The organism is Spirillospora sp. CA-128828 (genome assembly GCF_050945415.1).
Taxonomy (GTDB): domain Bacteria; phylum Actinomycetota; class Actinomycetes; order Streptosporangiales; family Streptosporangiaceae; genus Spirillospora.
Map to the genome: position 1 here is coordinate 7,768,414 of NZ_CP191986.1, position 25,286 is coordinate 7,793,699.

A 25,286-nucleotide genomic window follows, 5' to 3' on the forward strand; every position below is an offset into this window, starting at 1 on the left:
GCTCCTCCCGGGAGGTTCCTCATGTCCGTGGCCACGGAGAACACCGAGACTTTCGCGTCGCTGAACCCGGCCACCGGCGAGGTCGTCGCCGAGCATCCCGTCCAGGACGGCGCCGCCGTGACCGCGGCGGTCGAGCGCGCCCGGGAGGCGGCCGCCTGGTGGCGCGCCCTCGGCTGGAAGGAGCGCCGGCTGCGGCTGCTGAACGTGAAGGGGTCGCTCGCCCGCAACCTCAACCGGATGGCCGAGCTCATCCACCAGGAGACCGGCAAACCGGTGCAGGACGCCCAGCTTGAGACGATCATGGCGATCACGCATCTGGACTGGGCCGCCCGCAACGCGCAGAAGACCCTCGGGCCGCGCAACGTCTATCCGGGGCTCATGGCGATCAACCAGCGCTGCGTGCTGGAGTACCAGCCGCTCGGCGTCGTCGGCGTCATCGGGCCGTGGAACTACCCGGTCTTCACCCCGATGGGCTCGATCGCGTACGCGCTCGCCGCCGGCAACGCCGTCGTGTTCAAGCCGTCCGAGTTCACCCCGGGCGTCGGCGTGTACCTCGCCGAACTGTTCGCCGCGGTCGTGCCCGAGCACCCCGTCCTGCAGACGGTCACCGGGCTCGGTGAGACGGGCGCGGCGCTCGCCGCGTCCCCGCACGTCGACAAGATCGCCTTCACCGGCTCGGCCCGCACCGCCAAGCGCGTCATGGCCGCCTGCGCCGAGAACCTCACCCCGATCGTCGCCGAGTGCGGCGGCAAGGACGCCTGCATCGTCGACTCCGACGCCGACCTCGACGCCGCCGCCGACGCCGCGCTGTGGGGCGCGATGTCGAACGCGGGCCAGACCTGCATCGGCGTCGAGCGCATCTACGTCGTGGACGAGGCGTACGACCAGTTCCTCGGCAAGCTCACCGAGAAGGCGCGTGACCTGCGTCCCGGGTTCGACCGCGAGGCCGCGTACGGGCCGATCACGATGCCGTCCCAGCTCGACATCATCGAGCGCCACATCAAGGACGCCCTCGCCAAGGGCGGCAAGGCGGTCGTCGGCGGCGCCGAGTCCGTCCGCAAGCCCTACGTCGAGCCGGTCGTCCTGACCAACGTGCCGGACGACTCGGCCGCCGTGTGCGAGGAGACGTTCGGCCCGACCATCACCGTCCACCGGGTCAAGGACATGGACGAGGCCGTCGAGAAGGCCAACCGGACCGGCTACGGCCTGGCCGGGACGATCTTCTCCGGCGACAGGTCCCGCGCGATGGAGACCGCCCGCCGGATGCGCTCCGGCATGACCTCCATCAACGCCTTCGCGGCGTTCGCCAGCGTCGCCGCGCTGCCGTTCGGGGGTGTCGGCGAGTCGGGGTTCGGCCGCATCCACGGCGCGGACGGGCTGCGCGAGTTCGCCCGGCCGAAGGCCATCACCCGGCAGCGGTTCGCGACGATGAACCTCACCAGCTTCGGCCGCACCGAGAAGGAGATGGCCCGCGTCCTCGGCTTGATCAACATGATCCACGGCCGCCGCTACAAGCGCTGATGCCGCGGCGCCCCCACCGGCCCCCGGCGGGGGCGCCCACCTAGACTCGAAACCATGACATCCGGGACGTTCGGTGCCCCCGTGCGCAGCCGCCTCCAGGCGACCCTGGGCGCGGCTCCCCCGCCTGCGCCCGGTTTCCGGCCGTTCACCGACGACGACGTTCCCGCGCTGGCCGCCCTGATGTGGGACGCCTACCGCGGCACCCCCGACGAGGCCGACGTGGGCGACATCCAAGGCGCAGTGCGCGAAGTCCATCTCACCTTGGCCGGCGAGTACGGCACGTTCCTGCGCAACGCCTCGTTCGTCGCCGAACACGAGCGTCGCCCGGTGGGAGCCGCCCTGGCCACCCTCTACCGCGACCTTCCACTGCTCGCGTTCCTGTTCACCGCCCCAGCGCACGCCGGGCACGGCCTGGGCAGGGGACTCGTCCAGGCCGTCATGCACTCCCTGGCCGAACAGGGCCACGACACCCTCACGCTGGCCGTGACCCGCCGCAACCGCCGCGCCCGCCGCCTCTACGACCATCTCGGCTTCGTAGAGGTCGCCTAGGCCGCCGGTCACCGGCCGCCTAGGCGGGGCGGTAAGGCGGCATCCGCTCTAAGGCGTCCTAAGGCCGCCTAGATAAGGCGTCGTCCCGATGTAGGGGATGGGGCCTTAGGGCGAACCTTGTACATGTCGGGCCACGAGGGACCGGCAGGAGCAAGGAGAAGCAGATGCTCAGCCAGGAGTTCATGAGGGTCGTCATCGAGGACCGCGTCCGCGAACTGCGGGCCCAGGCCCGGAACACCCGCCGCGCCCGCATCGCGAAGGCGCTCAAGCGGTGACGCCCGCGGCCCGCACGCGTACGGCCACGCCCCCGCCCGAAAGGGACGGGGGCGTTCCGCATTTCCGGGCTTGTTCACCCCGGGCCCGCCCGGCGGTTCAGTCCGCGACGAAGCGCGAGCCCCATCAGAACCTTCTAGCGAGGGGACCCACGTCTTTGGGCGCCGGGGGAATCGCTTCCCGAGTGCAGAGCACCGCTGAGCCTGTGATCACGTGCGGCACTGTTAGACTTGCCTTACATGTATAATGATCGTCGCGTCCATGACGCGTAGGGTCCGCCGATTCTCCGGCGGCGTGTACGACCTGAGGTACCACGTGGTGTGGTGCCCCAAGTACCGCCGTCCGGTGCTGGGCGGCCAGGTCGCGGCACGGCTGGAGGAGTTGATCCGGGCCAAGGCCGCTGAGCACGATTGGGAGATCATCGCGCTTGAGGTGATGCCCGATCACGTGCACCTGTCCGTCAAGGCGCATACCAAGGACTCTCCTTCCCGGATCGCCAACCAGTTCAAGGGGTTCACCTCCCGTGTGTTGCGGGAGGAGTTCCCACACCTGCGCTCCAGGCTGCCCACGCTGTGGTCGTCGTCGTACTTCGTCGCCACCGTCGGCGCGGTGTCGCAGGACACCGTGCGCCGGTATATCGATACCCAGTGGGAACGACCCTGGAAAAAGGGCGGCGAGGGTGCGTAGGTCGTACAAGTTCCCGCTGCGTCCCACGAATCGGCAGGCAGGTTCGCTGCATGCGATGCTGGCCGATCACTGCACGCTGTACAACGCGGCGTTGCAGGAGCGCAGGGACGCCTACGCGCACGCCTCCAAGACCCGTGTCCGGTACGGGGACCAGTCCGGCCAGCTCAAAGACATCCGCGCGTTCGACCCCGACGGGCAGGGGCGGTGGTCCTTCTCCTCCCAGCAGGCCACGCTGCGCCGGTTGAACAGGGCGTTCGAAGCGTTCTTCCGCAGGGTGAAGACCGGCGACAAGCCCGGCTATCCGCGTTTCCGTTCCCGGCACCGGTTCGACACCGTCGAGTTCCCCAAGGACGGCGACGGCTGCAAGTGGGACTCCACTCCGCTTGACCGGCAGACCCGCGTACGGCTGCAAGGCGTCGGACACGTCCGCGTGCACCAGTACCGGCCGGTCCAGGGCCGCGTGAAGACGATCAGCATCAAGCGGGAGGGCTCCCGCTGGTTCGTGATCTTGTCCTGCGACGAGGTACCCGCCGTCCCTCTTCCCGCCGCCGGCCGTGAGATCGGCGTGGACCTGGGCGTCACGCACTTCGCCACCACCTCCGAGGGTGTGCACATCGCCAACCCCCGCCACCTCAGGACGGCCGAGGACAAGCTCACCGCCGCGCAACGCGCCCTGGCCACCTTCCCCAGGAAGGCCAGGAAGCGCACCAACAAGCACCGGCAGGCCGCCCGCAAGGTCGCCGGCATTCACGCCAAGATCCGCCGTCAGCGCCTGGACTTCGCGCACAAGGCCGCCGGCTTCCTCATCCGCGACGCGGACCGCATCGCGCATGAAGCGCTGCGGGTGGCGAACATGGTCCACCGCCCCAAACCCCGGCAAACCGACGACGGAACCTTCGAACCGAACGGAGCCGCCGCCAAGGCGGGACTGAACAAGAGCATCATGGACGCGGGTTGGGGGGGTGTTCCTGGGCATCCTCACGCACAAGGCAGAATGCGCCGGTCGTGAGCTAATCCCGGTGGACCCCCGCAACACCTCCCGCACCTGTCCGCGCACCGAGTGCGGGCACGTGGCAGCGGAGAATCGCGACCAAGAGGTCTTCGAGTGCACCCGATGCGGACACGGCGACCACGCCGACCGCGTCGGCGCGCTCAACATCGCCACCAGGGCCGGGCTGGCCCTCCGCGCCGTCGCATAGCCGACGACACGGGAAGCCCGCGCGTTCATGCGTGGGTGGAGTCACAGATCATGGAACCGGATGGCAGATCGCGAGCGGGCCTGTCCACCTCTTTTCGCGCGGCTGTCACTTCCGGGCGTTGGCCGGGGTGAGGGCGGCCCGGCCGCGGATCAGGTCGGCGGCGCGCTCGGCGATCGCGATGGTTGGGGCGTTGGTGTTGCCGCGGGGGACGGCCGGCATGACCGAGGCGTCCACCACGCGCAGGCCCTCGACACCGCGGACCCGCAGCTCGGTGTCGCACACGGAGTCGTCCCCGCCCATCGCACAGGTGCTCGTCGGGTGGAACAGCGTCGCGACCTCGCGGCGGACGAAGTCGGTGATGGCCTCGTCGGACTCGACCTGCTCGCCGGGCGCCCACTCACCGCCGACCAGGGACGCGAGGGGCCCGGACGCGGCGATCTCGCGGGCCTGCCGGACGCCCGCGACCAGGATGTCCAGGTCGGCCTTGTCGGCGAGGTAGGCCGGGTCGATCAGCGGCTTGGCGTACGGGCTGGCGGAGCGCAGGGTGAGGGAACCGCGCCCGGCGACCGCGATCGCGGCGACCAGGACCGACAGGAGCCGCTCGGACGACTCGGTGAGGCCCTGGTTCACGAACGGCGTGGGAAGGACGTGGTACTGCAGGTCGGGGGCGGGAAGGCCCTCCACCGTCCGGACGAAGCCCCCGGCTTCGGCGATGTTCGACGCGTAGGGGCCGCGCGCCAGAGCCTGGTACAGGGCGAAGGACCGCGCGTTCGTCAGCTCCCACAGGGGCTTGGTGCGGGGCGTCGCGAACATGACGTTCACGAACGGGTGGTCCTGGAGCCGCTGCCCGACCGGGGAGTCGACCAGGACGTCGATGCCGAGCGAGCGCAGGTGGTCCGCCGGGCCGACGCCCGACAGCATCAGCAGCTGCGGGCTGTTCACCGCCCCGCCCGACAGGATGACCTCGGCTTCGGCGCGGGCCGACATCGTCTCGCCGCGCGCGTCGTAGCGGACGCCGGTGGCCCGGCCGTCCTCGATCACGACGCGGGTGGCGAGGGCGTCGGTGACGACGGTGAGGTTCGGGCGGAACTCGATCGGGTGCAGGTAGCCGGCGGCGGCCGACCAGCGCCTGCCGCGCTTGTGGGTGACCTGGTAGAAGCCCACGCCGTCCTGGTCGGCGCCGTTGAAGTCGTGGTTCGCGGCGAGCCCGTACGCCTTGGCCGACTGCACCCACGCGCGGCTCAGCGGATGCTTGTAGCGCAGGTCCTCGACGCGGAGGGGGCCGCCGACGCCGTGGTAGGGGAGCTCGCCGCGCTGCTGGTCCTCGGCCCGGCGGAAGTAGGGCAGCATCTCCTCGTAGCCCCAGCCGTCGCAGCCGTAGGAGTCGCGCCAGGTGTCGTAGTCGTACCGGGCGCCGCGGATATAGATCATCGCGTTGGTGGACGAGCTGCCGCCGAGCGTCCGGCCCCGCGGCCAGTACACGCTGCGCCCGCCCGCGTGCTCCTGCGGGACGGTCGCGTAGTCCCAGTCGTAGGGGCCCTTGATCAGGGTGGCCACGGCCGCCGGGATGTGGATCTCCGGGACGTCGTCGGGCGGGCCGGCCTCCAGCAGCAGGACCTTCACCGAGGGATCCTCGGTCAGCCGGGCGGCGAGAACGCAGCCCGCGCTGCCCGCTCCCACGATGATGTAGTCGTACACGGCGGCCTCCGAGGTCTTTCCGAAACCCTACCGAACGGGCTTCTGACGGTGGCAGGGCTAGGCTGCCCCCATGGCGAAGAACAGGGACAACCCCGTCGTGCTCTCCCGGATCTACACCCGTACGGGCGACGACGGCACCACCGCGCTCGGCGACGCGTCCCGGACGTCGAAGACCGATCCGCGTCTCGCCGCGTACGCCGACGTCGAGGAGGCCAACGCCGCGATCGGCGCGGCCCTCGTACTCGGGTCCCTGCCCGAGGACCTGGTCACGCTGCTGACCCGCGTCCAGAACGACCTCTTCGACGTGGGCGCCGACCTGTGCGCGCCCGTCGTGCCCGACCCGGAGTATCCGCCGCTGCGCGTCGAGGCGTCCTACATCGAGCGGCTGGAGGAGGCCTGCGACGAGCACAACGCCGGCCTGCCGGCACTGCGCAGCTTCATCCTCCCCGGCGGCACGCCCGGCGGGGCGCTCCTGCACGTCGCCCGGACGGTGACGCGCCGCGCCGAACGGTCGGCGTGGGCCGCGATCGAGGAGCACGGCAGCGCCGGCGTCACGCCGGAGCGCGGGGTGAACCCGCTGACGGCCACGTACCTCAACCGGCTGTCCGACCTGCTGTTCATTCTCTGCCGCGTCGCGAACGCCGAGCACGGCGACGTCCTGTGGAAGCCCGGCGGCGAACGCTGAGCTGCCGGCGGGGTGGGGCTAACCCCACCCCCGGATGACCGGCTCCCCTCCTGGTGACGCCGCCGTGCCTGGAGCAGGCTTTGGCATGAACGGGCGCACGGCGACAACGGGAGAGACCACGTGAGGACCCTGACAGTCACGACCGTCGCGGCGGCGGTGGCGGCGGCGGCGCTGGCCGGCTGCGGCAACGTGAGCGTCGGCCGGGTGCAGGAGGACCGCTCCTACACCGCCCCCGCCGCCGTCACCGCGTTGAAGATCAAGACGAACGGGAGCCGGGTCGAGGTCACCGCGTCCGACTCCCCCGGCATCACGGTCCGGGAACGGCTGCGCTGGTCCAACGACAAGAACAAGCCGGAGGCCCGGCACGTCACCGAGGGGGGCACCCTCACGCTGTCGTCCAAGTGCGCGAGACAGGTGATCGGGTTCGCCGCGTGCGGGGTCTCCTACCGCGTGCGGGTTCCGCGCGGCGTGCCCGTCGAGATCGACAACCGGGACGGCGCGATCGTCGCGTCCGGGCTGACCGGGGCGGTGAACCTGCACAGCGACAACGGCTCGGTCACCGCGAACGACCTGCGCGCGTCCGTGGTGACGATCAGCTCCCGCGACGGCTCGGTGCGGGTCTCGGGCCGTGCCACGACCGCGAACCTGCACAGCGACAACGGTTCCATCGACGCCTCGGGCCTCACCGCCGACCTGCTGAAGGCGGGCTCCCGCGACGGGCGCATCGAGGTGGGCGGGCGCGTCGTCTTCGCCGACCTCGACACCGACAACGGCTCGATCGACGCCCGCGGGCTGACCGCCGACCGGATCACCGCCAAGACGCGGGACGGCGGCATCATGCTCAGCCTCGACGCGCCGCCCTCGAACGTCCAGGCGACGACGGACAACGGCTCGATCCGCCTCCTCCTGCCGTCCGGGGAGGGCTACGCCATCGACGCGTCCACCGACAACGGTGCCAAGCGGATCGACCCGGCCGTTCACCAGGACTCGCAGTCCAAGCGGCACATCAAGCTCAGCACACGGGACGGCTCCATCTCGGTCGCCCCGAACTAGCGGTCGCGCCGGACTTGAGCCACCCGGCGATCTCCGGACGGTCATTCATGGTGCTCGCAGCCAGTAGCACGATGGAGACTCACCATGACCGACTCACCGGAAGACCTCGCCGAAGATCTCGCCGACCTGCGTGCGGTCGTCGAGATCCACGGACATGGTCTCGCCCGGCACGCAGAGGTCATCAAGGGGCTTCGCGACCGATTGGGATCGGCCACTTCCGTCGACGCCGATGAGACCGCCGGCCGGCCAGACGGCGAACATCCGCTTGTGCCCGCCTTCCTGCTGTACTTGGACGGCCCAGAGCACACCCTCGAACTGGAGACGCTGGCCACGTGGGTCAACGGTCTTCTGGTCCCCGTCTACGTCAACGAGGTGAGCCCGCTCCGACCCTGGTGCACACGCTGGTGGGAACATCCCGAGGCGATCGCCCGCCTCCACGCGCTCTGGCTGGCCTGGCAATCGCTCACCGACTCACCGTCGTGCGGGCACACCGGTCCCAGCATCTGGCACCGCGACCATCTCGACCCCGCCCTCGCGCGCCTGCGCGCCCCCGATGGTCCCTTCGCGAGGTGCATGCACGATCCCGAGCGCCCCGCCCACAACGCGAACCCCACCACCCCGGTCGAGGACTTCGGGTTCCCCTCGGCGTGACGCCGGCGGCTAGCGGAGCAGGTACCGACCTTGCCAGAGCGGGTCGTAGGACGGGTCCCGGGTCAGGTCGAGACGGGCTCCGCCGTTGACGGCGACGGTCGTCCGGGCCAGGTGCTGGAGGACGTGCGCGACACCGTCGGCGTTGCCGTCGAGCAGCTTGAGGTTGACGTTCGTCAACCGGTCGCACTTGGAGTGGTAGCACGGGTCGTACGCCTTGCCCGCCCTGCCGCCGAACGTCTTGGCCTCCGCAGCGGTCTTCAGCCCCTCGGCGCCGGTGTCGATCCCGCCGGACGGGATGCCCCGCTCGATGAACGGGCCGTAGTCGGACCGCCCGGTGAACGTGCTCTCCGTCACCGGCAGATGACGTCTCCTGAAGTACTCCCGGAACATCTTCTCGATCGCCCCCGAGCCGGCGGGCGCCCTCGTGCCGGCGCGGGTCGAGTGGTCGCCGTCGTAGACGCCCCGGGTGCCGTTGGGCGAACCGAGCATGTCGAAGTTCAGGTTCAGGGCGATCTTCGCGCGCTCGGCGGCCGGCAGGCTCTTCACGTAGTGCGCGGAGCCCCGCAGCCCCGCCTCTTCGGCGCCCCACCAGACGAAACGCACCCGGTTGCGAAGATCGTCCTTGCGCAACGCCTTGATCTTGCCGGCGACGGCGAGGAGCGTCGCGGCGCCGGTGCCGTTGTCGTTGACCCCCGGTCCCGCGGGAACGCTGTCCAGATGCGCGCCGGCCAGCACCACGTTCCCGGCCCGCCCGCGCCCGGTGTCGGCGATGACGTTCGCCGACGACCTCTTCCCTTGCACCGTGCCGGTCTTCACGCGCAGCTTCAGGCCGCCCTTCTTCGCGGCCTTCACCAGCTCGGCGCCCACAGCATGCGTGGGCCCGATGACCGGGATCGCGGACGGCCTCGTCACCGTCCCGTTCAGCGGCCCCTTCTCACCCGGCTTGTTGAAGATCACCGCGGCCCGGGCGCCGGCCGCCTTCGCCTTCGCCGCCTTCGTCGCGAACGAGCATTTCCCCCGCCGCATGAGCGCGATCGAGCCCTTGGCGAAGCCCTTGAAATCGCTGGTCTCGCACCCGCTCGTCCCCTCCCCCTTGGCCGGCACGTCCACCGCGACCACGGGCGCGGTCACATCGCCGGACCCCGAGTATTCAAGCGTGAGGAAGTCCTCCCCTCGCTTGTAGGACGCCTTGGACGGCGCCGTCCGCGCCAGCACCGCATGCGAGCGCTCACGCCAGTACGGGTAGGTGAACTTCTGTACCTTCGGCGTGAGACCGGCCTTCTTCACCTGCCCGACGACGTACTTCACGGAGACGTCGTAGCCCGCGCTCCCCGCCGCGCGGTTTCCACCGTTGTAGTCGGCGATCTCCTGGAAAGCCGCCAGGTGCGCCTTGATCTCCCTCAGCGTCACCAGCTTCGCGAGGTCGGGACGTGCGGGCGCGGCACCGGCCATGGGCAGGGCGGCCGGCAGAGCGAGGGCGGGCAGCGCCACGAGGGTGCCGGTGAGGAGCTTGCGCACGTGCACTCCTGCGGACGGAGTAGGGAGCGGACCAGCGCGATCCTCACTCCCCGTCCCGTGCGCCTCAAGCAGCGGCGGCACGGCCACGCCAATTCGATACCGGCGCCTTACCCGCTCATTCCGGGACCGCTCGTTCCAGGCCCGCTCATTGCAGGCCGCCTCATTCCGGCGGATGCAGATCCACGGGGAAGCCGGGCGGGGCCGCCTCCAGCCACGCGAGGAAGCCGGTGAGCGCCGCCGCGCCCATCGCCAGCTCCACGGTGACGTCGCCGCTCTTGACCTCGATGACGGTCACGTCCGGCAGCAGGCCGTCCGCCTCCCCCGGGTCCGGGGTGCGCCGGTTGGACACGACGAGGCCCCGGCGGTGAATCACCTGCCGGGGCCTTCTCCGGAAACCGAACACGCGGTGCCACTGCAGCACATCGCCCTTGTAGCGGCCGATGCCGAGCCGCCATACCCCGGGGGCTCCGCCCTCCTGGGACAGTTCACGCAGGCTGCACTCCACGGTGCCGCCGCCGCGCGTGAACAACCAGCGGCGCACCGACATGGACACGAACAGCAGCGCCGCCACGAGGACGAGCGCGGCGAGCACCCCGCCCGCGTCCAGTGCCAGGTGCTCGCCCAAATCCCCCGCCGTCCGTCGGCCTCTAGGCTTCGATGCCCGCCGCGCGCAGCCGCGCCCGGGCCCGCCGCTCCGGCGCCGCGTCCTCCGCGGCGCCCGTGAGCGCCGTGTCCAGCGCGCGTTTGGCGTCGTCCACGTCGATCTCGTCGCCCCGCTCGACCTGCTCCGCCAGCACCGACACCTCGTCGGCGGCGACGGAGAAGAACCCGCTGCCGACCGCCGCCAGGACCGGCTCGCCGCCGTCGGCAGGCTCGATCTTCACCACGCTGCCGTCCAGGAGGATGCCCAGCACCGGAGCGTGGCCCGGCAGGATGCCGAGCGAGCCCTCGATGGTCTGGGCGACCACCGTCCTGGCCTCGCCGGACCAGATCTCGCGCTCCGGCGAGACCAGCCCGACCTTCAGGGTTGCCACGTCTGTCTCCTCCGACTACTGGAGCGGTTCCGGCGGGGCCGTCCCCGGGCGCGACGCCCGGGGACGGCCCCGCCGGAGCGGACTACTTCTCCAGCTCCTTGGCCTTCTTCTCGACGTCCTCGATGCCACCGCACATGAAGAACGCCTGCTCGGGAAGGTGGTCGTACTTGCCCTCCGCAAGCGCCTTGAAGGACGCGACCGTCTCGTCCTTCGGCACCGTCACGCCCTCCTGGCCGGTGAACTGCTCGGCCACGTACATCGGGTGCGACAGGAAGCGCTCGATGCGCCGCGCCCGCTGGACGGTGACCTTGTCCTCTTCGGACAGCTCGTCGATGCCGAGGATCGCGATGATGTCCTGCAGCTCCTTGTACTTCTGCAGGATCCGGATCACTTCCTGGGCGACCTCGTAGTGCTCGTTGCCGAGGATCTGCGGGTCCATGATCCGCGAGGTCGAGTCGAGCGGGTCGACCGCCGGGAAGATGCCCTTCTCGGAGATGCTCCGCGCGAGCGTCGTGGTCGCGTCCAGGTGCGCGAACGTGGTGTGCGGCGCCGGGTCGGTGATGTCGTCGGCGGGCACGTAGATCGCCTGCATCGAGGTGATCGAGTGACCGCGCGTCGAGGTGATCCGCTCCTGGAGCACGCCCATCTCGTCGGCCAGCGTCGGCTGGTAGCCCACCGCGGACGGCATGCGCCCGAGCAGCGTGGAGACCTCCGAGCCGGCCTGCGTGAACCGGAAGATGTTGTCGATGAACAGCAGCACGTCCTGGCCCTGGACGTCGCGGAAGTACTCCGCCATCGTCAGCGCGGACAGCGCCACCCGCAGCCGGGTGCCCGGCGGCTCGTCCATCTGGCCGAACACCATCGCGGTGTCCTTGAGGACGTCCGCCTCGGCCATCTCCACCCAGAGGTCGTTGCCCTCACGGGTGCGCTCGCCGACGCCGGCGAACACCGAGGTGCCGCCGAAGTTGCGGGCGACACGGCGGATCATCTCCTGGATGAGGACCGTCTTGCCCACACCGGCGCCGCCGAACAGGCCGATCTTGCCGCCCTGGACGTACGGGCACAGCAGGTCGATGACCTTGATGCCGGTCTCCAGCATCTCGGTCTTGGACTCCAGCTGGTCGAACGCCGGAGCGCTGCGGTGGATGCCCCAGCGCTCGTTGACCTCCAGCGAGGCGGTCGGGACGTCCAGCGCGTCGCCGAGGGCGTTCCACACGTGGCCCTTGGTGATGTCGCCGACCGGCACCGCGATCGACTCGCCGGAGTCGGTCACCGGGGCGCCGCGGACCAGGCCGTCCGTCGGCTGCATGGAGATCGCCCTGATCATGTTGTCGCCGAGGTGCTGGGCGACCTCGAACGTCAGGGTCTTCTCCTCGCCGCCCAGGGTGACCTGCGCGTTGAGGGCGTTGTAGATGTCCGGGATGGCGTCGGCGGGGAACTCCACGTCGACGACCGGGCCGATGACACGGGCGACGCGCCCGGTGGCGGTCGCCGTCTCTACCTGAGCAGTCATTATCACTCCCCGCCAGACTCGGCGAGCGCGTCAGCGCCACCGACGATCTCGCTGATTTCCTGGGTGATCGCGGCCTGCCGCGCCTGGTTCATCTGGCGCGTGTAGACACCGATCAGTTCGTTGGCATTGTCGGTCGCCGACTTCATGGCCCGCCTGACCGACGCCTGGAACGACGCGGCCGACTGCAGCAGCATGTGGAAGATGCGGCTCTCGATGTAGTTCGGCAGGAGCAGGTCGAGCGCGGCCTGCGCGGACGGCTCGAACTCGTACGCCGGCGGGACCGCGGAGCTCTCGGTCTCCTCGACGATCTCCAGCGGCACCAGCCGGGTGACCCGGACGGTCTGGGTCAGCATCGAGACGAACTCGGTGTAGACCACGTGGATCTCGCCGACCCCGCCCTCGGCGTCGGTCTTGAGGAAGTCCTCGGTGAGCCGCCGCCCGACGCGTTCCGCGCTCCCGAAGTCGGGACGGTCGCTGAACCCGTTCCAGGTCTCCGCGACGTCCCGGTCCCGGAACCGGTACCAGGTGATGCCCTTGTTGCCGATGACGTACGGGACGGGCTCGCGGCCCTGCTCCCGCAGCGCCGTGATCAGCGCCTCGGCCTCGCGGATGACGTTGGCGTTGTAGGCGCCGCAGAACCCGCGATCGCTCGTGACGATCAGGACGGCGCTGCGGTTGTCGGCCGGCTGCTCGGCGAGCAGCGGATGGTCGATCCCCACGTTGTGGCTCACCAGCGCGGTCAGAGCCTGCGTGATCTGGTCGGCGTACGGCTTGGAGGCCGCCACCGCCTGCTGGGCCTTGACGATCCGCGACGTGGCGATCATCTCCTGGGCACGCGTGATCTTGGCGGTCGACTTGACCGTCTTGATCTGCTGCCGGAGTTGACGAAGCTGTGCGGCCATGGCCGTCAGCCCTTCTTGACGCGGGTGATCGTCTCCTGCTTGACGTCCTCGTCCTCGATCGCCTCGACGGGCTCCTCGGCCAGCAGCTCGCCCTCGCTGGTCTGGAAGCCCTTCTTGAACTCCGTGATGGCGTTCTTGAGGCTGGTGAGGCCGTCGTCGGAGAGCTTGCCGGTCTCCCGGATCGAGGTCAGCAGGCCGCTCTCCTCGCGCTCGACGTAGTCGAGGAACTCGCGCTCGAAGCGGCGGATGTCGGCCACCGGCACCTCGTCCAGCTCGCCGGAGGTGCCCGCCCACACGGACACGACCTCCTGCTCGACCGGGAACGGGCTGCCCTGCGGCTGCTTCAGCAGCTCGACCAGGCGGGCGCCGCGCTCCAGCTGCGCGCGGGACGCGGCGTCCAGGTCGGACGCGAACGCCGCGAACGCCTCCAGGTCGCGGAACTGCGACAGCGCGAGACGCAGGGTGCCGGCGACCGTCTTCATCGCCTTGATCTGCGCGTCGCCGCCGACCCGGGACACCGAGATGCCGACGTTGATCGCCGGCCGGACGCCCTGGTTGAACAGGTCCGTCTCCAGGAAGCACTGCCCGTCGGTGATGGAGATGACGTTCGTCGGGATGTACGCCGACACGTCGTTGCCCTTGGTCTCGATGATCGGCAGACCCGTCATCGAGCCGGCGCCCATGTCGTCCGACAGCTTCGCGCAGCGCTCCAGCAGCCGCGAGTGCAGGTAGAAGACGTCGCCCGGGTACGCCTCACGGCCCGGCGGGCGGCGCAGCAGCAGCGACACCGCGCGGTAGGCCTCGGCCTGCTTCGACAGGTCGTCGAAGATGATCAGGACGTGCTTGCCCTGGTACATCCAGTGCTGGCCGATCGCGGACCCGGTGTAGGGCGCGATGTACTTGTAGCCCGCCGGCTCGGACGCGGGGGCCGCCACGATCGTGGTGTACTCCAGCGCGCCGGCCTCCTCCAGGGAGCGGCGGACGTTGGCGATCGTGGAGCCCTTCTGGCCGATCGCGACGTAGATGCAGCGGACCTGCTTCTTCTCGTCGCCGGACTCCCAGTTCTCCCTCTGGTTGATGATGGTGTCCACGGCGACGGTCGTCTTGCCCGTCTGCCGGTCACCGATGATCAGCTGCCGCTGGCCGCGGCCGATCGGCGTCATCGCGTCGATGGCCTTGATGCCGGTCTGCAGCGGCTCGCTCACCGACTGCCGCTGCACGACCGTCGGGGCCTGCAGTTCGAGCGCGCGGCGCTCGGTCGTCTCGATCGCGCCCTTGCCGTCCAGCGGGTTGCCCAGCGCGTCCACGACGCGGCCGAGGAAGGCGTCTCCGACCGGCACCGACAGTACCTCGCCGGTGCGGCGGACCTTCTGGCCCTCCTCGATCTTGCTGAAGTCACCCAGGACAACGGCGCCGATCTCACGCACGTCCAGGTTCAGAGCCAGGCCACGGGTACCGTCCTCGAACTCAAGGAGTTCGTTCGCCATCGCGGAGGGCAGGCCCTCGACGTGGGCGATACCGTCGCCGGAATCGACGACGGTGCCGACCTCTTCGCGCGCGGCGGCCTCGGGCTCGTACGACTGGACGAAGCGCTCCAGCGCGTTCCGGATCTCGTCCGGACGGATCGTCAGCTCCGCCATGATTCCTTCCTTGCTCCCTTAGGGGTCAGCTCTGCCGGCGTCAGCCGGTGCCGAGCCGCCGGCGGACGTCGTCCAGCCGTCCGGCGATCGTGCCGTCGATGATCTCGTCCCCGATCTCGATCGACAGTCCGCCGATCGCCGTGGGGTCGAGCTCGATGTTCAGGTGTACTTCGTGCCCGTATGCGGCGGCGAGCACCGCGGCGAGCCTCGTCCGCTGCGCCGCCGACAGCTCGGTGGGCGTCCGGACGAGGGCGACGAGCCGCTGCCGGCGCTGGGCGACGAGCTTGCCGTACTCGGCGAGCCCACCCTCCAGGCTACGTCCTCGCGGGCGCAGCACCAGTTCGGTGACCAGCGTCAGCGTGGCCGGAGTGACCTTGCCCTCCAGCAGCGCGTTCACAACGCCGAGCTTGCGGTCGCCCGGCAGCCCCGGACCGGCGAGGGCGCCGCGCAGCGCGGCCTCCCCCTCGACGACCCGGGAGAACCGGAACAGCTCGTCCTCCAGGTCGTCGATCCGGCCGTCGGCCTCGGCGCGGGCGGACTCGGCGGTGACCGCGAGGGTCTCCACCGCGTCCGACAGCTCCGACGGCTTCGACCAGCGCAGCCGGACGACGTCGGCGACCAGCCCGAGAGCGGCCGGCGACACCTTGCCCTCCAGCAGGATCTGGACGAGCTGCGCCTTGTCGGCACCGTCCCGCGCCGGGTCGGAGACCGCCCGCCGCACGCCGTGCTCGCGGTCGATCAGGTGCAGCACCGCGAACAGGTCGGCGCCGAGCCGGGCCAGGTCGGCGGAGGGAATGACGGCCTCCAGCCGTTCCTTGGCCTCGGCCAGCGACGCCCTGCTCACCGCTCCCGTGATGGTCATGATGTGATCTGCTCCTGGGTCCGAGCGCGTTCCTCGAGCTCCTCAAGGAACCGGTCGACGACCCGGCTCTGCCGGGCGCTGTCCTCCAGGGACTCGCCCACGACGCGCCCGGCCAGCTCGACCGACATGGCGCCGATCTCGGCCCGCAGCGACTGCAGCGCCTGCTGCCGCTCCGCCTCGATCTGCGCCTTGGCGTTCTCGACGATCCGGCGCGCCTCGGCCTGGGCCTGTTCCTTGGCCTGGGCGATGATCTGCGCGCCCTGCTCCTCGGCCTTGCGCCGCTCGTTGGACGCCTCGACCGCGGCCGCCTTCTGCTGGGCCTTGTACTGGTCCAGGACCTGCTGGGCTTCCTTCTGCGCCTCCTCGGCCCGCACCAGCCCGCCCTCGATCGCCTCGGTGCGCTCCTCCAGCGTCTTCTGCAGCCGCGGGACGAGGATCTTGCCGAGGACGATCAGGACGACGGCGAACGAGAAGATGCCGACGACCAGCTCGTACGGGTGCGGGACGAGAGGGTTGTTCTCCTCCGCCGCAAGGACGGAAGCTGCTCTGATCATGTCTGCAGCCCTTCCTCAGATGAGACCCTGGTCAGATGCCCTGGAAGATGAAGGGCGCGACCAGGCCGATCAGGGCGAGCGCCTCGGTGAGGACGAAGCCCAGCAGCATGTTGGTGCGGATCACGCCGGTCAGCTCGGGCTGGCGGGCGATGGCGTTCACGCCCTGGCCGAAGATGATGCCGATGCCGATACCCGGGCCGATGGCCGCGAGACCGTAACCGATCGAGGTGACGTTGCCTTCGACGGCGGCGAGAACTTCTCCCGTCATGGGTTCATTCCTTTTCTGTCGGCCGGCGGAGTCTCCGCCGGTCTTGGCTGACGATGTTTCCGGTCGGGGCGCGGTGCCGAGGGGGCGGTGCACCCCTGGGGCTCAGTGCTCGGCTTCCAGGCCGCTCTGGATGTACATCGCGGCGAGCATTGCGAACAGGAACGCCTGCAGGAACTGGATCAGCAATTCGAGCGCGGTGAGGACGATCGTGACGAGCACGCCCACGATGCCCACGCCGAAGCCGGCGACGGTCGGCTTCTCGAACAGGAACCAGAACCCGACGAGGCTGAAGAACGCCAGGATCGTGTGGCCGGCGAACATGTTGGCGAAGAGCCGGACAGCGTGGGTGAAGGGCGCCAGGATGAAGGTCGAGAGGTACTCGATCGGCACCAGCAGGAAGTAGACCGGCAGCGGCAGGCCGCTGGGGATCATGTTCGTGAAGTACTTGAGCCCCTGGTTCTTGAGGCCGAGGTACACCTTGACGACGTAGACGAAGACCGCCAGGACGATCGGGAAGGCGATGTGCGACGCGATCGGGAACTGGATGATCGGGACGACCGCGAAGATGTTCCAGAACCAGATCAGGAAGAACAGCGACATCAGCATCGGCATCCACCGGTCGGTGTTCTTGCCGAGGAACGGGCGGGCGATCTCGTCCCGCACGAACATGTAGCCGATCTCGCCGATGTTCTGCATGCCCCTCGGCACGAGCTTCGGCTTGGCGAAGGCGCTCCAGAACAGGACGCAGACCACCAGCGTGCCGACGACCGAGAACACGACCGGCTTAGTGAGCCACTCGGGCCCGCCGGAGAACAGGGGCGGGAAGTCGAACAGCTCCGGGCCCGGGGCTTCGAACTCATCTCCCCCGGAGGCGAGGACCGTCAGCGCGTTCACGCGGCGTTCCCTTCATCAATGTGTTGATGTTTCACGAAGGCTTCCTCGGCGGCGGGGCCGCTCAGGAGGAGTGGCGACCGTACTTCACGTAGACCAGGTAGACGGCGAGCCCGACTCCGATGACCAAGCCGACGGGGATCAGCCAGGTCTGGTGCGTCCATTCGGACAGCAGCCACCCGATCCCGCCCCAGATGATCATCCCTGAAAGGAGGTAGCTGGGCACGGACCAGGCGACGTCGGCGAATTCGCGTTGGCCGTCCTCCGGCCGACGTTTCTGCTCGCTCATCGCGCTCCGGACGATAGCAGGCCATCCATGCGGTGGTCATATTGGAGTAGTCCGTTGGTGCCGGCACCGTCCGCGGGCGCTTCATCACGGACTCCGGTCCAGCACGTTCTCGTTGTCGTCAATGTAGGGCCTCCGCTGCATGACAACGCGGAACTCGGCGCCGATCCAGAGCAGCGCGAGCCCGATGACCGTCCAGCCGAAGACCCTCGTGTTCCAGATCGAGACCTCGTCCATGGCCGTGACCAGCACCATCACCGCGAGGATCTTCACCATGTAGCTCGCGAGGGCGGCCAGCATCATGGTCTGCGCGGAGTACTTGGCGGCCCATGAGACCACCAGCGCGCTGACGGAGAAGAAGGCGATCACCACGACGGATGCCAGTGCCGCCGCGAGGGCGCCCTTGGCGCCGGCGGCCAGCAGGCCGATCAGTACGGCGCCCACCCCGACCACCGAGGTCGGGATCGCGGCGCCGCGGAGCATCCGGGCGTCGGAGGTATGCATGAGGGCTCCGGCTGGTCACGTTAAGTGTTCGTCTGTTGTTCGTGAAAGGTATCACAAGCGTCCGGAATGTCCACAATTACCCTAGAGGTAATGCCCCGCCGAGCCCGCGGACCGGCCCGGAGCGACGCTCGCACCACGGACTTTAGCCCAGGTCAGCCCGTGCGCCGGCGGGAAAGCGGGGGACGCGCCGCCCGGCCTGGACACCGCCCGGCGGACACTCCCCGTGACACCCTCGGGACGTCAAACCCTCTCCCATCGGCCACGCGGACGCAAGACCGTCCCGGGACCGCGACGGGGCCGATCTTCACCGAGTGTCGCGCGGCGGCGCCATGGGGTGAGACAACTCACCGGAATACCGGCGGTTTCGGAGGTTCAGACGTGCATCGGGGGGCGGTCGGCGGGCTGGTCGCCGGAACCCGGGGCGTCCGCGCGGGGGGACTTGCGGCGGCTGGGGATGCGGAACATCAGCAGGACACCGGCGATCGCCACCAGCAGGGTGACGCCGAGGGTGATCCACGCGGCGTCGAACTTCGCGAGGCCGACCAGCCCGGAGGCCAGCAGCCCCACCCAGAAGTACATGATCAGGACGGCCCGGCGGGTGGAGTGCCCGAGCTGCAGCAGCCGGTGGTGCAGGTGCTGCTTGTCCGGGGAGAACGGCGACCGGCCCTGGCTGGTGCGCCGCCACACCGCGAGCAGCATGTCCATGAACGGGACCGCCGCGACCGCCGGGATCAGCAGCAGCGGGACGAAGAACGGGAACAGCCCGTTGGCGAGGACCGCCGGGTTGAACTGGCCGGTCAGCATGATCGTGGAGGCGCTGAGCAGCAGCCCGATCAGCATCGAGCCGGTGTCGCCCATGAAGATCTTGGCCGGGCTGAAGTTGTGCGGCAGGAAGCCCGCGCACATCCCGAACAGGATCGCGGCGATGAGGGTCGCGGCGGTCAGCGTGGTGAGCCCGTTCGACTTCGACAGCAGGTAGGCGTAGGAGAACAGCGCCAGCGCGGCGATCCCGACGACGCCCGCGGCGAGGCCGTCCAGCCCGTCGATGAAGTTGACCGCGTTGATCGTCGCGACGACCACGAACACCGTGAGCGGCACCCCGTAGGCGGGCGGCAGCGAGAACGGCTCGCCCGTCGGCAGCGGGATGGAGTAGATCTGGATCCCCTGCATGATGAAGATCCCGCCCGCCGCGACCTGCCCGGCGAACTTGGTGAGCGCGTCCACTTCCCAGCGGTCGTCGGCGATCCCGATCAGCACGATCAGCCCGCCCGACAGCAGCAGCGCCTTGCTGACGCTGACTCCGCCGTCCCCGATGACCTTGCGCATCTCCGGCAGCCCGGTCGCCACCACCAGCGCCGCGATCATCCCGCCGAACATCGCGAGGCCGCCCAGCCGGGGCGTCGGGATGACGTGCACGTCGCGGTCGCGCGGCACGGCCTGCGCGCCGATCAAGACGGCGAACCTGCGCACCGAGGGGGTCAGCAGATAGGTGACGAGAGCGGCGACGAGGATCGTGAGCAGGTATTCCCGCACTCCCCTGCGCCTCCCTTCGCCGGTCGCCAGTGCTTACGTGCCCCGTCCGGGCGGGGGTTCACCTCCGTCCCCACCTTGGTAGACGGCACGCCGGGACGATCTGTTCACGTCGCGACCGACCAACTGTAGACCCACCGGGCGACCGTTCGCCGCCGATCGGACGGCCCGCGTCCCGTGCACGCACATGATCCCGGCCCCGACGATCACGAGCGCGAGGCCGGCCAGGAACCGGTCGCCCAGCGAGAACGCCCACGGGCCGCGCGCCGCGATGTCGTCCCCCGCGTCGGAGACGACGAGCAGCAACCCGGCCGCGACAAGGCCGGCCCCGGCCCGCCGGCCCGGCGGCGGCCGCCGGGCGAGCAGCGGGACGGCGCCGAGCGCGAGGGCGAGCACGGCGGTGCCCGGCCAGCCGCCCGTCCAGCGCGGCGGGACGTACCGCGGCGGCTGGACGGCGATCGCGTGTTTGGGGAGGCGGACCCGGATCTTCATCCCCTCGTGCGGGGCGAGCCCGTTCTGGACGAAGTCGATGGCGTAGGGCCCGTCGCGGTCGCGCAGGCAACGCGTCGTCGCGCCGGGCGCGCCCGCCCGGCAGCTCGCGTGCCGCAGCGGGACCGGCGCCTCCACCCGGACGGCCGCGTTCCCGATCGGGACGTTCCAGCTCGTCCCGATCGCGTCCCAGACCAGGTCGTCGTGGTCGGCGCGCGGGGTGAACGCCCTTCCCACCTCGTACTCGATCACGTACGCCTGGCGTCCGCGGACCTCGCGGCGCCGGTCGCCGACGCTGATCCGCACGTCGTGCAGGAACCGGGTGGTCCGCACCCGGGCGGGGGCGCCGGTGGACGAGCTGCTGCTCACGTTCCGCACGTCGTAGAGCCGGTCGCCGCGGCGGAACGGCAGGCGCCGCACGATCCCGTGCTCGCCGGTCTCGTCGAAGTCGTAGGTGATCGTCTCCCGGACGTACAGCACGCCGTCGACGCCGATGGTGAGGACGACGTCGTAGGCCGGGATGCTCTCGCCGCGGTAGGCGAGCCCGGGCGGCCGGCCGGCGCCGGAGACTCCCGGGGCAGGCTCGGCGCCCGCCGGCCGGGCGAGCAGCCCGAGCACGGCGGTCAGCAGCAGCACGCCCGCGGCGATCGCGGGCCCCCGGACACGGCCACGCACGTCAGGCATGCTTCCACCGTTGCCGCCCTCGTGTCGGCGTAACGAGGTCGATACACCCGCCAGGCCAGGCACTTGCGCCCCCGCCGGAGCCCCCGCCGGCGGGGCGGATCGGGGGCTTAGGCGTCCTTGTCGGCAGGGTCTGATGCGTCCTTGGCCAGGGACGGCTTTTCCGAGGGCTCAGTGGGCGTGTCGGAGGTTTCCGACGGCTCGGCCTTGGTGAGGGAGGGCTTGGTCTCGTCGGCGGCGGACGGGGCGTCTGCGGCCTCTTCCGGCTCTTCCGGTTCGTCCTCGTCGGTCAGCAGGACGCCCACCACGGAGCGGATCTTGTCCTCGGGGATGGCGCCGACGCGGAGAAGGCGCGGGATCGGGCCGGTCAGGTCGACGATCGTCGACGGGTCGGCGTGACCGGACGTGCCGCCGTCCAGGTAGACCGACACGGAGTCGCCGAGCATCTTCTCGGCCTCCTCCGCGCTCCTTGCGGCGGGCCGGCCGCTGAGGTTCGCGCTGCTGACGGCGAGGGGGCCCGTCTCCTTCAGTAGTTCCACGGCCAGTTCGTGCATCGGCATGCGGACGGCGACGGTGCCCTTGGTCTCGCCGAGGTCCCACATGAGGTTGGGGTTGGCGCGGCACACGAGGGTCAGCGCGCCCGGCCAGAACTCGTCGATGAGGTCCTGCCCGTAGGTGCCGAGGTCCTCCACCAGCGCCGTCGCGGCCCGGACCGAGCCGACCAGGACCGGCGGCGGCATCTCCCGGCCCCGGCCCTTGGCGTCCAGGAGCGCGGTCACCGCGGGCGGCGTGAACGCGTCCGCGCCGACGCCGTACACCGTGTCGGTCGGCAGGACGATCAGTTCGCCGCGCCGGACGGCGGAGACGGCCTCGGCGATCCCGCGCGTACGCTCCATCGGCTCAGAGCAGTCATAACGTCGGCTCACGGTCGCCCGTCTTCCCATCTGCGCAGCGCTCGTCCCTCCATGGCATCGCCCAGGATAGCGGGGCGTCCGGGCGGCTAGTCGGCGGCCAGGCGGGCGGTCACGAAACGATCGCGGTTGGTGAGGTCGCGGCGGTTGCGGACGTCCCGCCAGCCGTGCTCCTCCGCGAAGGTCCAGTAGACGCCGTTGCCCTGCAGGTCGCTGTGCTCGACGGCCGCGTAGCCGCCGGGACGCAGCAGCCGGCGGGCGGTGCGCTCGACCACGCGGATCGCGTCCAGGCCGTCGTCGCCGCCGCCCCACAGCGCGTCGGCGGGGTCGTGGTCGCGCACGTCGCGCGGGACGTACTCCCACTCGCTCATGGGGATGTACGGGGGGTTGCTGACGACGAGGTCGACGGTGCCGTCCAGCTCGGAGAGGGCGGTGCCGAAGTCGCCCAGGTGCAGCCGGACACGGCCCCGCTCGTCCAGTTCCTCGACGTTGCGGGTCGCGTGCACGAACGCGGTCGGGTCCTTCTCGACGGCGTGGACCCGGGCGCGCGGCGCCTCCAGCGCGATCGACAGCGCGATCGCGGCCGAGCCGGTGCCGAGGTCGACGACGAGGGGGTCGCGGACGTCCATGTCGCGCAGCGTCTCCAGCGCCCAGCCGGCCATCACCTCGGTCTCCGGCCGCGGGACGAACACGCCCGGCCCGACCTTCAGCTCCAGATAGCGGAAGAACGCGCGGCCGGTGATGTGCTGCAGCGGCTCTCCCGCCTCGCGGCGCGCGACGAACTCCCAGAACCGGGCGTCGAACGCGCTGTCGGGGACGCCGTGCAGTTCCGAGCGCCGCACCCGGTGCACGGCCGCCGCGAGTTCCTCGGCGTCGGCGCGGGGGGAGGCGGCGCCCGCGTCGGCGAGCCTGGCGGTGGCCCTGGCGATCTCGTCGAGCAGCAGGTTCATGATCCTGTCTTTCGAGGGGGGACGACCCCCCGCGCCCCCCGTTTCGCTGCGCTCATGACTGCTGCCCTTCGAGGGGGGACGACCCCCCACACCCCCCGATTCGCTGCGCTCATGACTTCTGGGCTTCGGCCAGGCGGCGTTCCATGTCGGCGTCGACGAGCGCCTGCGTGACATTGTGGAGGTCGCCGTCCAGCACCTGGTCGAGGTTGTACGCCTTGTAGCCGACCCGGTGGTCGGAGATCCGGTTCTCCGGATAGTTGTAGGTGCGCACCCGCTCGGACCGGTCGACCGTCCTGACCTGGCTCTTGCGCTCGGCGGCCGCGGCGGCGTCGGCCTCCTCCTGCGCCATCGCCAGCAGCCGGGACCGCAGGATGCGCAGCGCCTGCTCCTTGTTCTGGAGCTGGCTCTTCTCGTTCTGGCAGGAGACGACGACGCCGGTCGGCAGGTGCGTGATGCGGACCGCGGAGTCGGTCGTGTTGACGCTCTGCCCGCCCGGCCCGGACGAGCGGTACACGTCGATGCGCAGGTCGTTCTGGTCGATCTGGACCTCGACGTCCTCGGCCTCGGGCGTCACGAGGACGCCGACCGCGCTGGTGTGGATGCGTCCCTGCGACTCGGTCGCGGGCACGCGCTGCACCCGGTGCACGCCGCCCTCGAACTTCAGCCGCGTCCAGACCCCCTCCTCGGCGGCGCCCTTCGCCTTCACGGCGACGGTGACGTCCTTGTACCCGCCGAGGTCGGACGGGTGCGAGTCGAGGACCTCGGTCTTCCAGCCGACGCGTTCGGCGTACCGCAGGTACATGCGCAGCAGGTCGCCGGCGAACAACGCCGACTCCTCACCGCCCTCGCCGGCCTTGACCTCGAGGATGACGTCCTTGGCGTCGTTCGGGTCGCGCGGGACGAGCAGGTGCCGCAGCCGCTCTTCGAGCTCGCCGCGGCGGGTGTCCAGCTCCTCGGCCTCGGCGGCGAACGCCGCGTCCTCCCCGGCGAGTTCGCGGGCCGTGCCGAGGTCGTCCTCGGTCGAGGACAGCTCACGGTGCGTCTCGACGATCGGCCGCAGCTCCGCGTAGCGCTTGCCGAGCTTGCGCGCCAGGTTCTGGTCGGCATGGACCGACGGGTCGGCGAGCCGTTCCTCGATGCCCGCGTATTCGCTGATCAGATCGTCGAGATTCACGCTGTGTCCTGGCCGTTCTCTGTGCGGAGGGACGACCCCCGGCGACCGCACCGGTTCCCGCGCGGCGGCGGCCGCCTCCGGGTGCCGACTTCGGAAGGCCCGGGGACCTGGTGCGTCCCCGGGCCGTCCCTGGCATGTGTGCGGCGGTCGTCCTACTTGCCGGCCTTCTTCTTGCCGAAGCGCTGCTCGAAGCGCGCCACCCGGCCACCGGTGTCGAGGATCTTCTGCTTGCCCGTGTAGAACGGGTGGCAGTTCGAGCACACGTCCGCGTGGATCACGCCGTTCTCGGCGGTGCTGCGGGTCTCGAACGTGTTGCCGCACGTGCACGTCACGGTCGTGACGACGTAGTTCGGGTGGATGTCGGGCTTCATGAGTTCTCCTCGCCTCAGGCGGTCGCCGGGCGCCCCGTGCTCGCATGGCGGGGCCATGAGAGATCTGGGAGGCGTGAACCGGTACCGCAGCGGTTGCACACCAAGTGTGCCAGATACCCGAACGTGGCGAGGTCACCGGGCATTCCCGATCTCGGACCGGCGTCCCCGGTCAGCCGGCCGCGCGGCCGAGATACGCCAGCACGGCCATGACGCGGCGGTGCCCGCCCTGAGCCGGCTGCAGATCCAGCTTCATGAAGATGTTCGAGATGTGCTTCTCCACCGCGCCCTCGGTGACGACGAGGTCCGCGGCGATGGCGCCGTTCGACCTGCCCTGCGCCATCAGCCCGAGCACCTCGCGCTCCCGCGGGGTCAGCGCCTCCAGCGGGTCGCCGGTGCGGCGCCGGCCGAGCAGTTGGCCGATCACCTCCGGGTCGATGACGGTCCCGCCGGCGGCGATCCGGCGGACCGCGTCGATGAAGTCGGCGATGTCCGACACCCGCTCCTTCAGCAGGTAGCCGACACCCTCCGCGCCGCCGCCGATCAGGTCCGTCGCGTACCGCTCCTCCACGTACTGGGACAGGACGAGGATCGGCGTGCCCGGCCGCCTCTCCCTCACCGCGAGGGCCGCGCGCAGCCCCTCGTCGGTGAACGACGGCGGCATCCGGACGTCCACGATGGCGAGGTCGGGGGCGTGCTCGTCGACGATGCCGAGCAGCCCGGGCCCGTCCCCGACCGTCGCCACCGTCTCGATCCCCGCGTCGTCGAGCAGCCGGACGAGCCCTTCGCGCAACAGCACCGAATCCTCGGCGATCACAACCCGCATCCGCCCATTATCCGGGGCGCGGCGGCGGACCGGGCGATGATCGCCACGACCGGCCCGGGCCGCGCACGG

At 70.4% G+C, this 25,286-nt stretch carries 28 protein-coding genes; 8 read left to right on the forward strand and 20 right to left on the reverse strand.

The annotated features are described in order from the left end of the window. The first annotated feature begins 21 nt into the window (after positions 1 to 21). The 5 genes from ACQPXG_RS37380 (at position 22) to ACQPXG_RS37400 (ending at position 4,229) form a co-directional block, all read left to right on the forward strand. On the forward strand, positions 22 to 1,521 hold the full coding sequence (locus ACQPXG_RS37380; RefSeq protein WP_433463862.1) for an aldehyde dehydrogenase family protein: 1,500 nt from the start codon (positions 22 to 24) through the stop codon (positions 1,519 to 1,521). A 54-nt stretch (positions 1,522 to 1,575) separates the two neighbouring features. Beyond that, positions 1,576 to 2,070 carry an N-acetyltransferase family protein gene (locus ACQPXG_RS37385; protein WP_433463863.1) on the forward strand — a complete coding sequence of 165 codons (495 nt, stop codon included), beginning with the start codon at positions 1,576 to 1,578 and terminating at the stop codon, positions 2,068 to 2,070. Positions 2,071 to 2,604: 534 nt separating this feature from the next. Next, the gene (tnpA, locus tag ACQPXG_RS37390; protein WP_433463864.1) at positions 2,605 to 3,030 is read left to right on the forward strand and encodes an IS200/IS605 family transposase; all 426 of its coding nucleotides are present in this window, start codon (positions 2,605 to 2,607) and stop codon (positions 3,028 to 3,030) included. Positions 3,031 to 3,085: 55 nt separating this feature from the next. Then, complete coding sequence (locus ACQPXG_RS37395; protein ID WP_433463865.1) at positions 3,086 to 4,039, forward strand: RNA-guided endonuclease InsQ/TnpB family protein; 954 nt, start codon at positions 3,086 to 3,088, stop codon at positions 4,037 to 4,039. A 10-nt stretch (positions 4,040 to 4,049) separates the two neighbouring features. Then, a complete protein-coding gene (locus tag ACQPXG_RS37400; RefSeq protein ID WP_433463866.1) occupies positions 4,050 to 4,229 on the forward strand; it encodes a zinc ribbon domain-containing protein in 180 nt (59 codons plus the stop codon). Positions 4,230 to 4,334: 105 nt separating this feature from the next. Here the strand turns inward: ACQPXG_RS37400 and ACQPXG_RS37405 are convergent, their stop codons facing one another. Continuing rightward, positions 4,335 to 5,927, reverse strand: a complete 1,593-nt coding sequence (locus ACQPXG_RS37405; RefSeq protein WP_433463867.1) for a GMC family oxidoreductase — start codon at positions 5,925 to 5,927, stop codon at positions 4,335 to 4,337. Between the two features lie 70 nt (positions 5,928 to 5,997). Here ACQPXG_RS37405 and ACQPXG_RS37410 point away from each other — a divergent pair, with 70 nt between their 5' ends. From ACQPXG_RS37410 to ACQPXG_RS37420, 3 genes are all read left to right on the forward strand, one after another. Beyond that, positions 5,998 to 6,612, forward strand: a complete 615-nt coding sequence (locus tag ACQPXG_RS37410; RefSeq protein ID WP_433463868.1) for a cob(I)yrinic acid a,c-diamide adenosyltransferase — start codon at positions 5,998 to 6,000, stop codon at positions 6,610 to 6,612. Positions 6,613 to 6,732: 120 nt separating this feature from the next. Then, a complete protein-coding gene (locus ACQPXG_RS37415; protein WP_433463869.1) occupies positions 6,733 to 7,665 on the forward strand; it encodes a DUF4097 family beta strand repeat-containing protein in 933 nt (310 codons plus the stop codon). An 84-nt stretch (positions 7,666 to 7,749) separates the two neighbouring features. After that, entirely contained in the window at positions 7,750 to 8,316 is a 567-nt protein-coding gene (locus tag ACQPXG_RS37420; protein ID WP_433463870.1) for a DUF4913 domain-containing protein, read from the forward strand. Between the two features lie 9 nt (positions 8,317 to 8,325). On the opposite strand, the gene ACQPXG_RS37425 is transcribed toward ACQPXG_RS37420, so the two are convergent. The 19 genes from ACQPXG_RS37425 to ACQPXG_RS37515 form a co-directional block, all read right to left on the reverse strand. Beyond that, a complete protein-coding gene (locus ACQPXG_RS37425) occupies positions 8,326 to 9,834 on the reverse strand; it encodes a M28 family peptidase (protein WP_433463871.1) in 1,509 nt (502 codons plus the stop codon). Between the two features lie 160 nt (positions 9,835 to 9,994). Next, positions 9,995 to 10,459: a DUF2550 domain-containing protein gene (locus ACQPXG_RS37430; protein WP_433463872.1), complete on the reverse strand. Its 465-nt coding sequence runs from the start codon at positions 10,457 to 10,459 to the stop codon at positions 9,995 to 9,997. Positions 10,460 to 10,481: 22 nt separating this feature from the next. Beyond that, positions 10,482 to 10,868, reverse strand: a complete 387-nt coding sequence (locus ACQPXG_RS37435) for a F0F1 ATP synthase subunit epsilon (RefSeq protein WP_433463873.1) — start codon at positions 10,866 to 10,868, stop codon at positions 10,482 to 10,484. A gap of 82 nt (positions 10,869 to 10,950) precedes the next feature. Then, complete coding sequence (atpD, locus tag ACQPXG_RS37440; protein WP_433463874.1) at positions 10,951 to 12,381, reverse strand: F0F1 ATP synthase subunit beta; 1,431 nt, start codon at positions 12,379 to 12,381, stop codon at positions 10,951 to 10,953. Positions 12,382 to 12,383: 2 nt separating this feature from the next. After that, entirely contained in the window at positions 12,384 to 13,283 is a 900-nt protein-coding gene (locus ACQPXG_RS37445) for a F0F1 ATP synthase subunit gamma (RefSeq protein ID WP_433463875.1), read from the reverse strand. A 5-nt stretch (positions 13,284 to 13,288) separates the two neighbouring features. Then, on the reverse strand, positions 13,289 to 14,923 hold the full coding sequence (gene atpA / locus ACQPXG_RS37450) for a F0F1 ATP synthase subunit alpha (protein ID WP_433463876.1): 1,635 nt from the start codon (positions 14,921 to 14,923) through the stop codon (positions 13,289 to 13,291). Between the two features lie 40 nt (positions 14,924 to 14,963). After that, positions 14,964 to 15,785 (reverse strand): F0F1 ATP synthase subunit delta, encoded by an 822-nt coding sequence (locus ACQPXG_RS37455; RefSeq protein ID WP_433463877.1) that lies wholly within the window; start codon positions 15,783 to 15,785, stop codon positions 14,964 to 14,966. Continuing rightward, entirely contained in the window at positions 15,782 to 16,339 is a 558-nt protein-coding gene (locus tag ACQPXG_RS37460) for a F0F1 ATP synthase subunit B (RefSeq protein WP_433463878.1), read from the reverse strand. The genes ACQPXG_RS37455 and ACQPXG_RS37460 overlap by 4 nt, the downstream gene beginning before the upstream one ends. A 31-nt stretch (positions 16,340 to 16,370) precedes the next feature. Beyond that, on the reverse strand, positions 16,371 to 16,607 hold the full coding sequence (atpE, locus tag ACQPXG_RS37465; protein WP_433463879.1) for an ATP synthase F0 subunit C: 237 nt from the start codon (positions 16,605 to 16,607) through the stop codon (positions 16,371 to 16,373). A gap of 102 nt (positions 16,608 to 16,709) precedes the next feature. Continuing rightward, complete coding sequence (gene atpB / locus ACQPXG_RS37470) at positions 16,710 to 17,501, reverse strand: F0F1 ATP synthase subunit A (protein ID WP_433463880.1); 792 nt, start codon at positions 17,499 to 17,501, stop codon at positions 16,710 to 16,712. Positions 17,502 to 17,562: 61 nt separating this feature from the next. Continuing rightward, positions 17,563 to 17,787, reverse strand: a complete 225-nt coding sequence (locus ACQPXG_RS37475; RefSeq protein WP_433463881.1) for an AtpZ/AtpI family protein — start codon at positions 17,785 to 17,787, stop codon at positions 17,563 to 17,565. An 84-nt stretch (positions 17,788 to 17,871) separates the two neighbouring features. Beyond that, positions 17,872 to 18,288, reverse strand: a complete 417-nt coding sequence (locus ACQPXG_RS37480; protein WP_433463882.1) for a hypothetical protein — start codon at positions 18,286 to 18,288, stop codon at positions 17,872 to 17,874. 372 nt (positions 18,289 to 18,660) lie between these two features. Continuing rightward, the gene (locus tag ACQPXG_RS37485; protein ID WP_433463883.1) at positions 18,661 to 19,821 is read right to left on the reverse strand and encodes an MraY family glycosyltransferase; all 1,161 of its coding nucleotides are present in this window, start codon (positions 19,819 to 19,821) and stop codon (positions 18,661 to 18,663) included. A gap of 33 nt (positions 19,822 to 19,854) precedes the next feature. Continuing rightward, the gene (locus tag ACQPXG_RS37490) at positions 19,855 to 20,991 is read right to left on the reverse strand and encodes a DUF2207 domain-containing protein (protein WP_433463884.1); all 1,137 of its coding nucleotides are present in this window, start codon (positions 20,989 to 20,991) and stop codon (positions 19,855 to 19,857) included. A gap of 107 nt (positions 20,992 to 21,098) precedes the next feature. Next, positions 21,099 to 21,914: an L-threonylcarbamoyladenylate synthase gene (locus tag ACQPXG_RS37495; RefSeq protein ID WP_433463885.1), complete on the reverse strand. Its 816-nt coding sequence runs from the start codon at positions 21,912 to 21,914 to the stop codon at positions 21,099 to 21,101. A 74-nt stretch (positions 21,915 to 21,988) separates the two neighbouring features. After that, the gene (prmC, locus tag ACQPXG_RS37500) at positions 21,989 to 22,849 is read right to left on the reverse strand and encodes a peptide chain release factor N(5)-glutamine methyltransferase (RefSeq protein ID WP_433463886.1); all 861 of its coding nucleotides are present in this window, start codon (positions 22,847 to 22,849) and stop codon (positions 21,989 to 21,991) included. 109 nt (positions 22,850 to 22,958) lie between these two features. Then, on the reverse strand, positions 22,959 to 24,023 hold the full coding sequence (gene prfA / locus ACQPXG_RS37505) for a peptide chain release factor 1 (protein ID WP_433463887.1): 1,065 nt from the start codon (positions 24,021 to 24,023) through the stop codon (positions 22,959 to 22,961). A gap of 152 nt (positions 24,024 to 24,175) precedes the next feature. After that, positions 24,176 to 24,394, reverse strand: coding sequence for a 50S ribosomal protein L31 (rpmE, locus tag ACQPXG_RS37510; RefSeq protein ID WP_021598595.1), 219 nt, complete (start codon positions 24,392 to 24,394; stop codon positions 24,176 to 24,178). A gap of 169 nt (positions 24,395 to 24,563) precedes the next feature. Continuing rightward, entirely contained in the window at positions 24,564 to 25,217 is a 654-nt protein-coding gene (locus tag ACQPXG_RS37515) for a response regulator transcription factor (protein ID WP_433463888.1), read from the reverse strand. Positions 25,218 to 25,286: the final 69 nt, after the last annotated feature.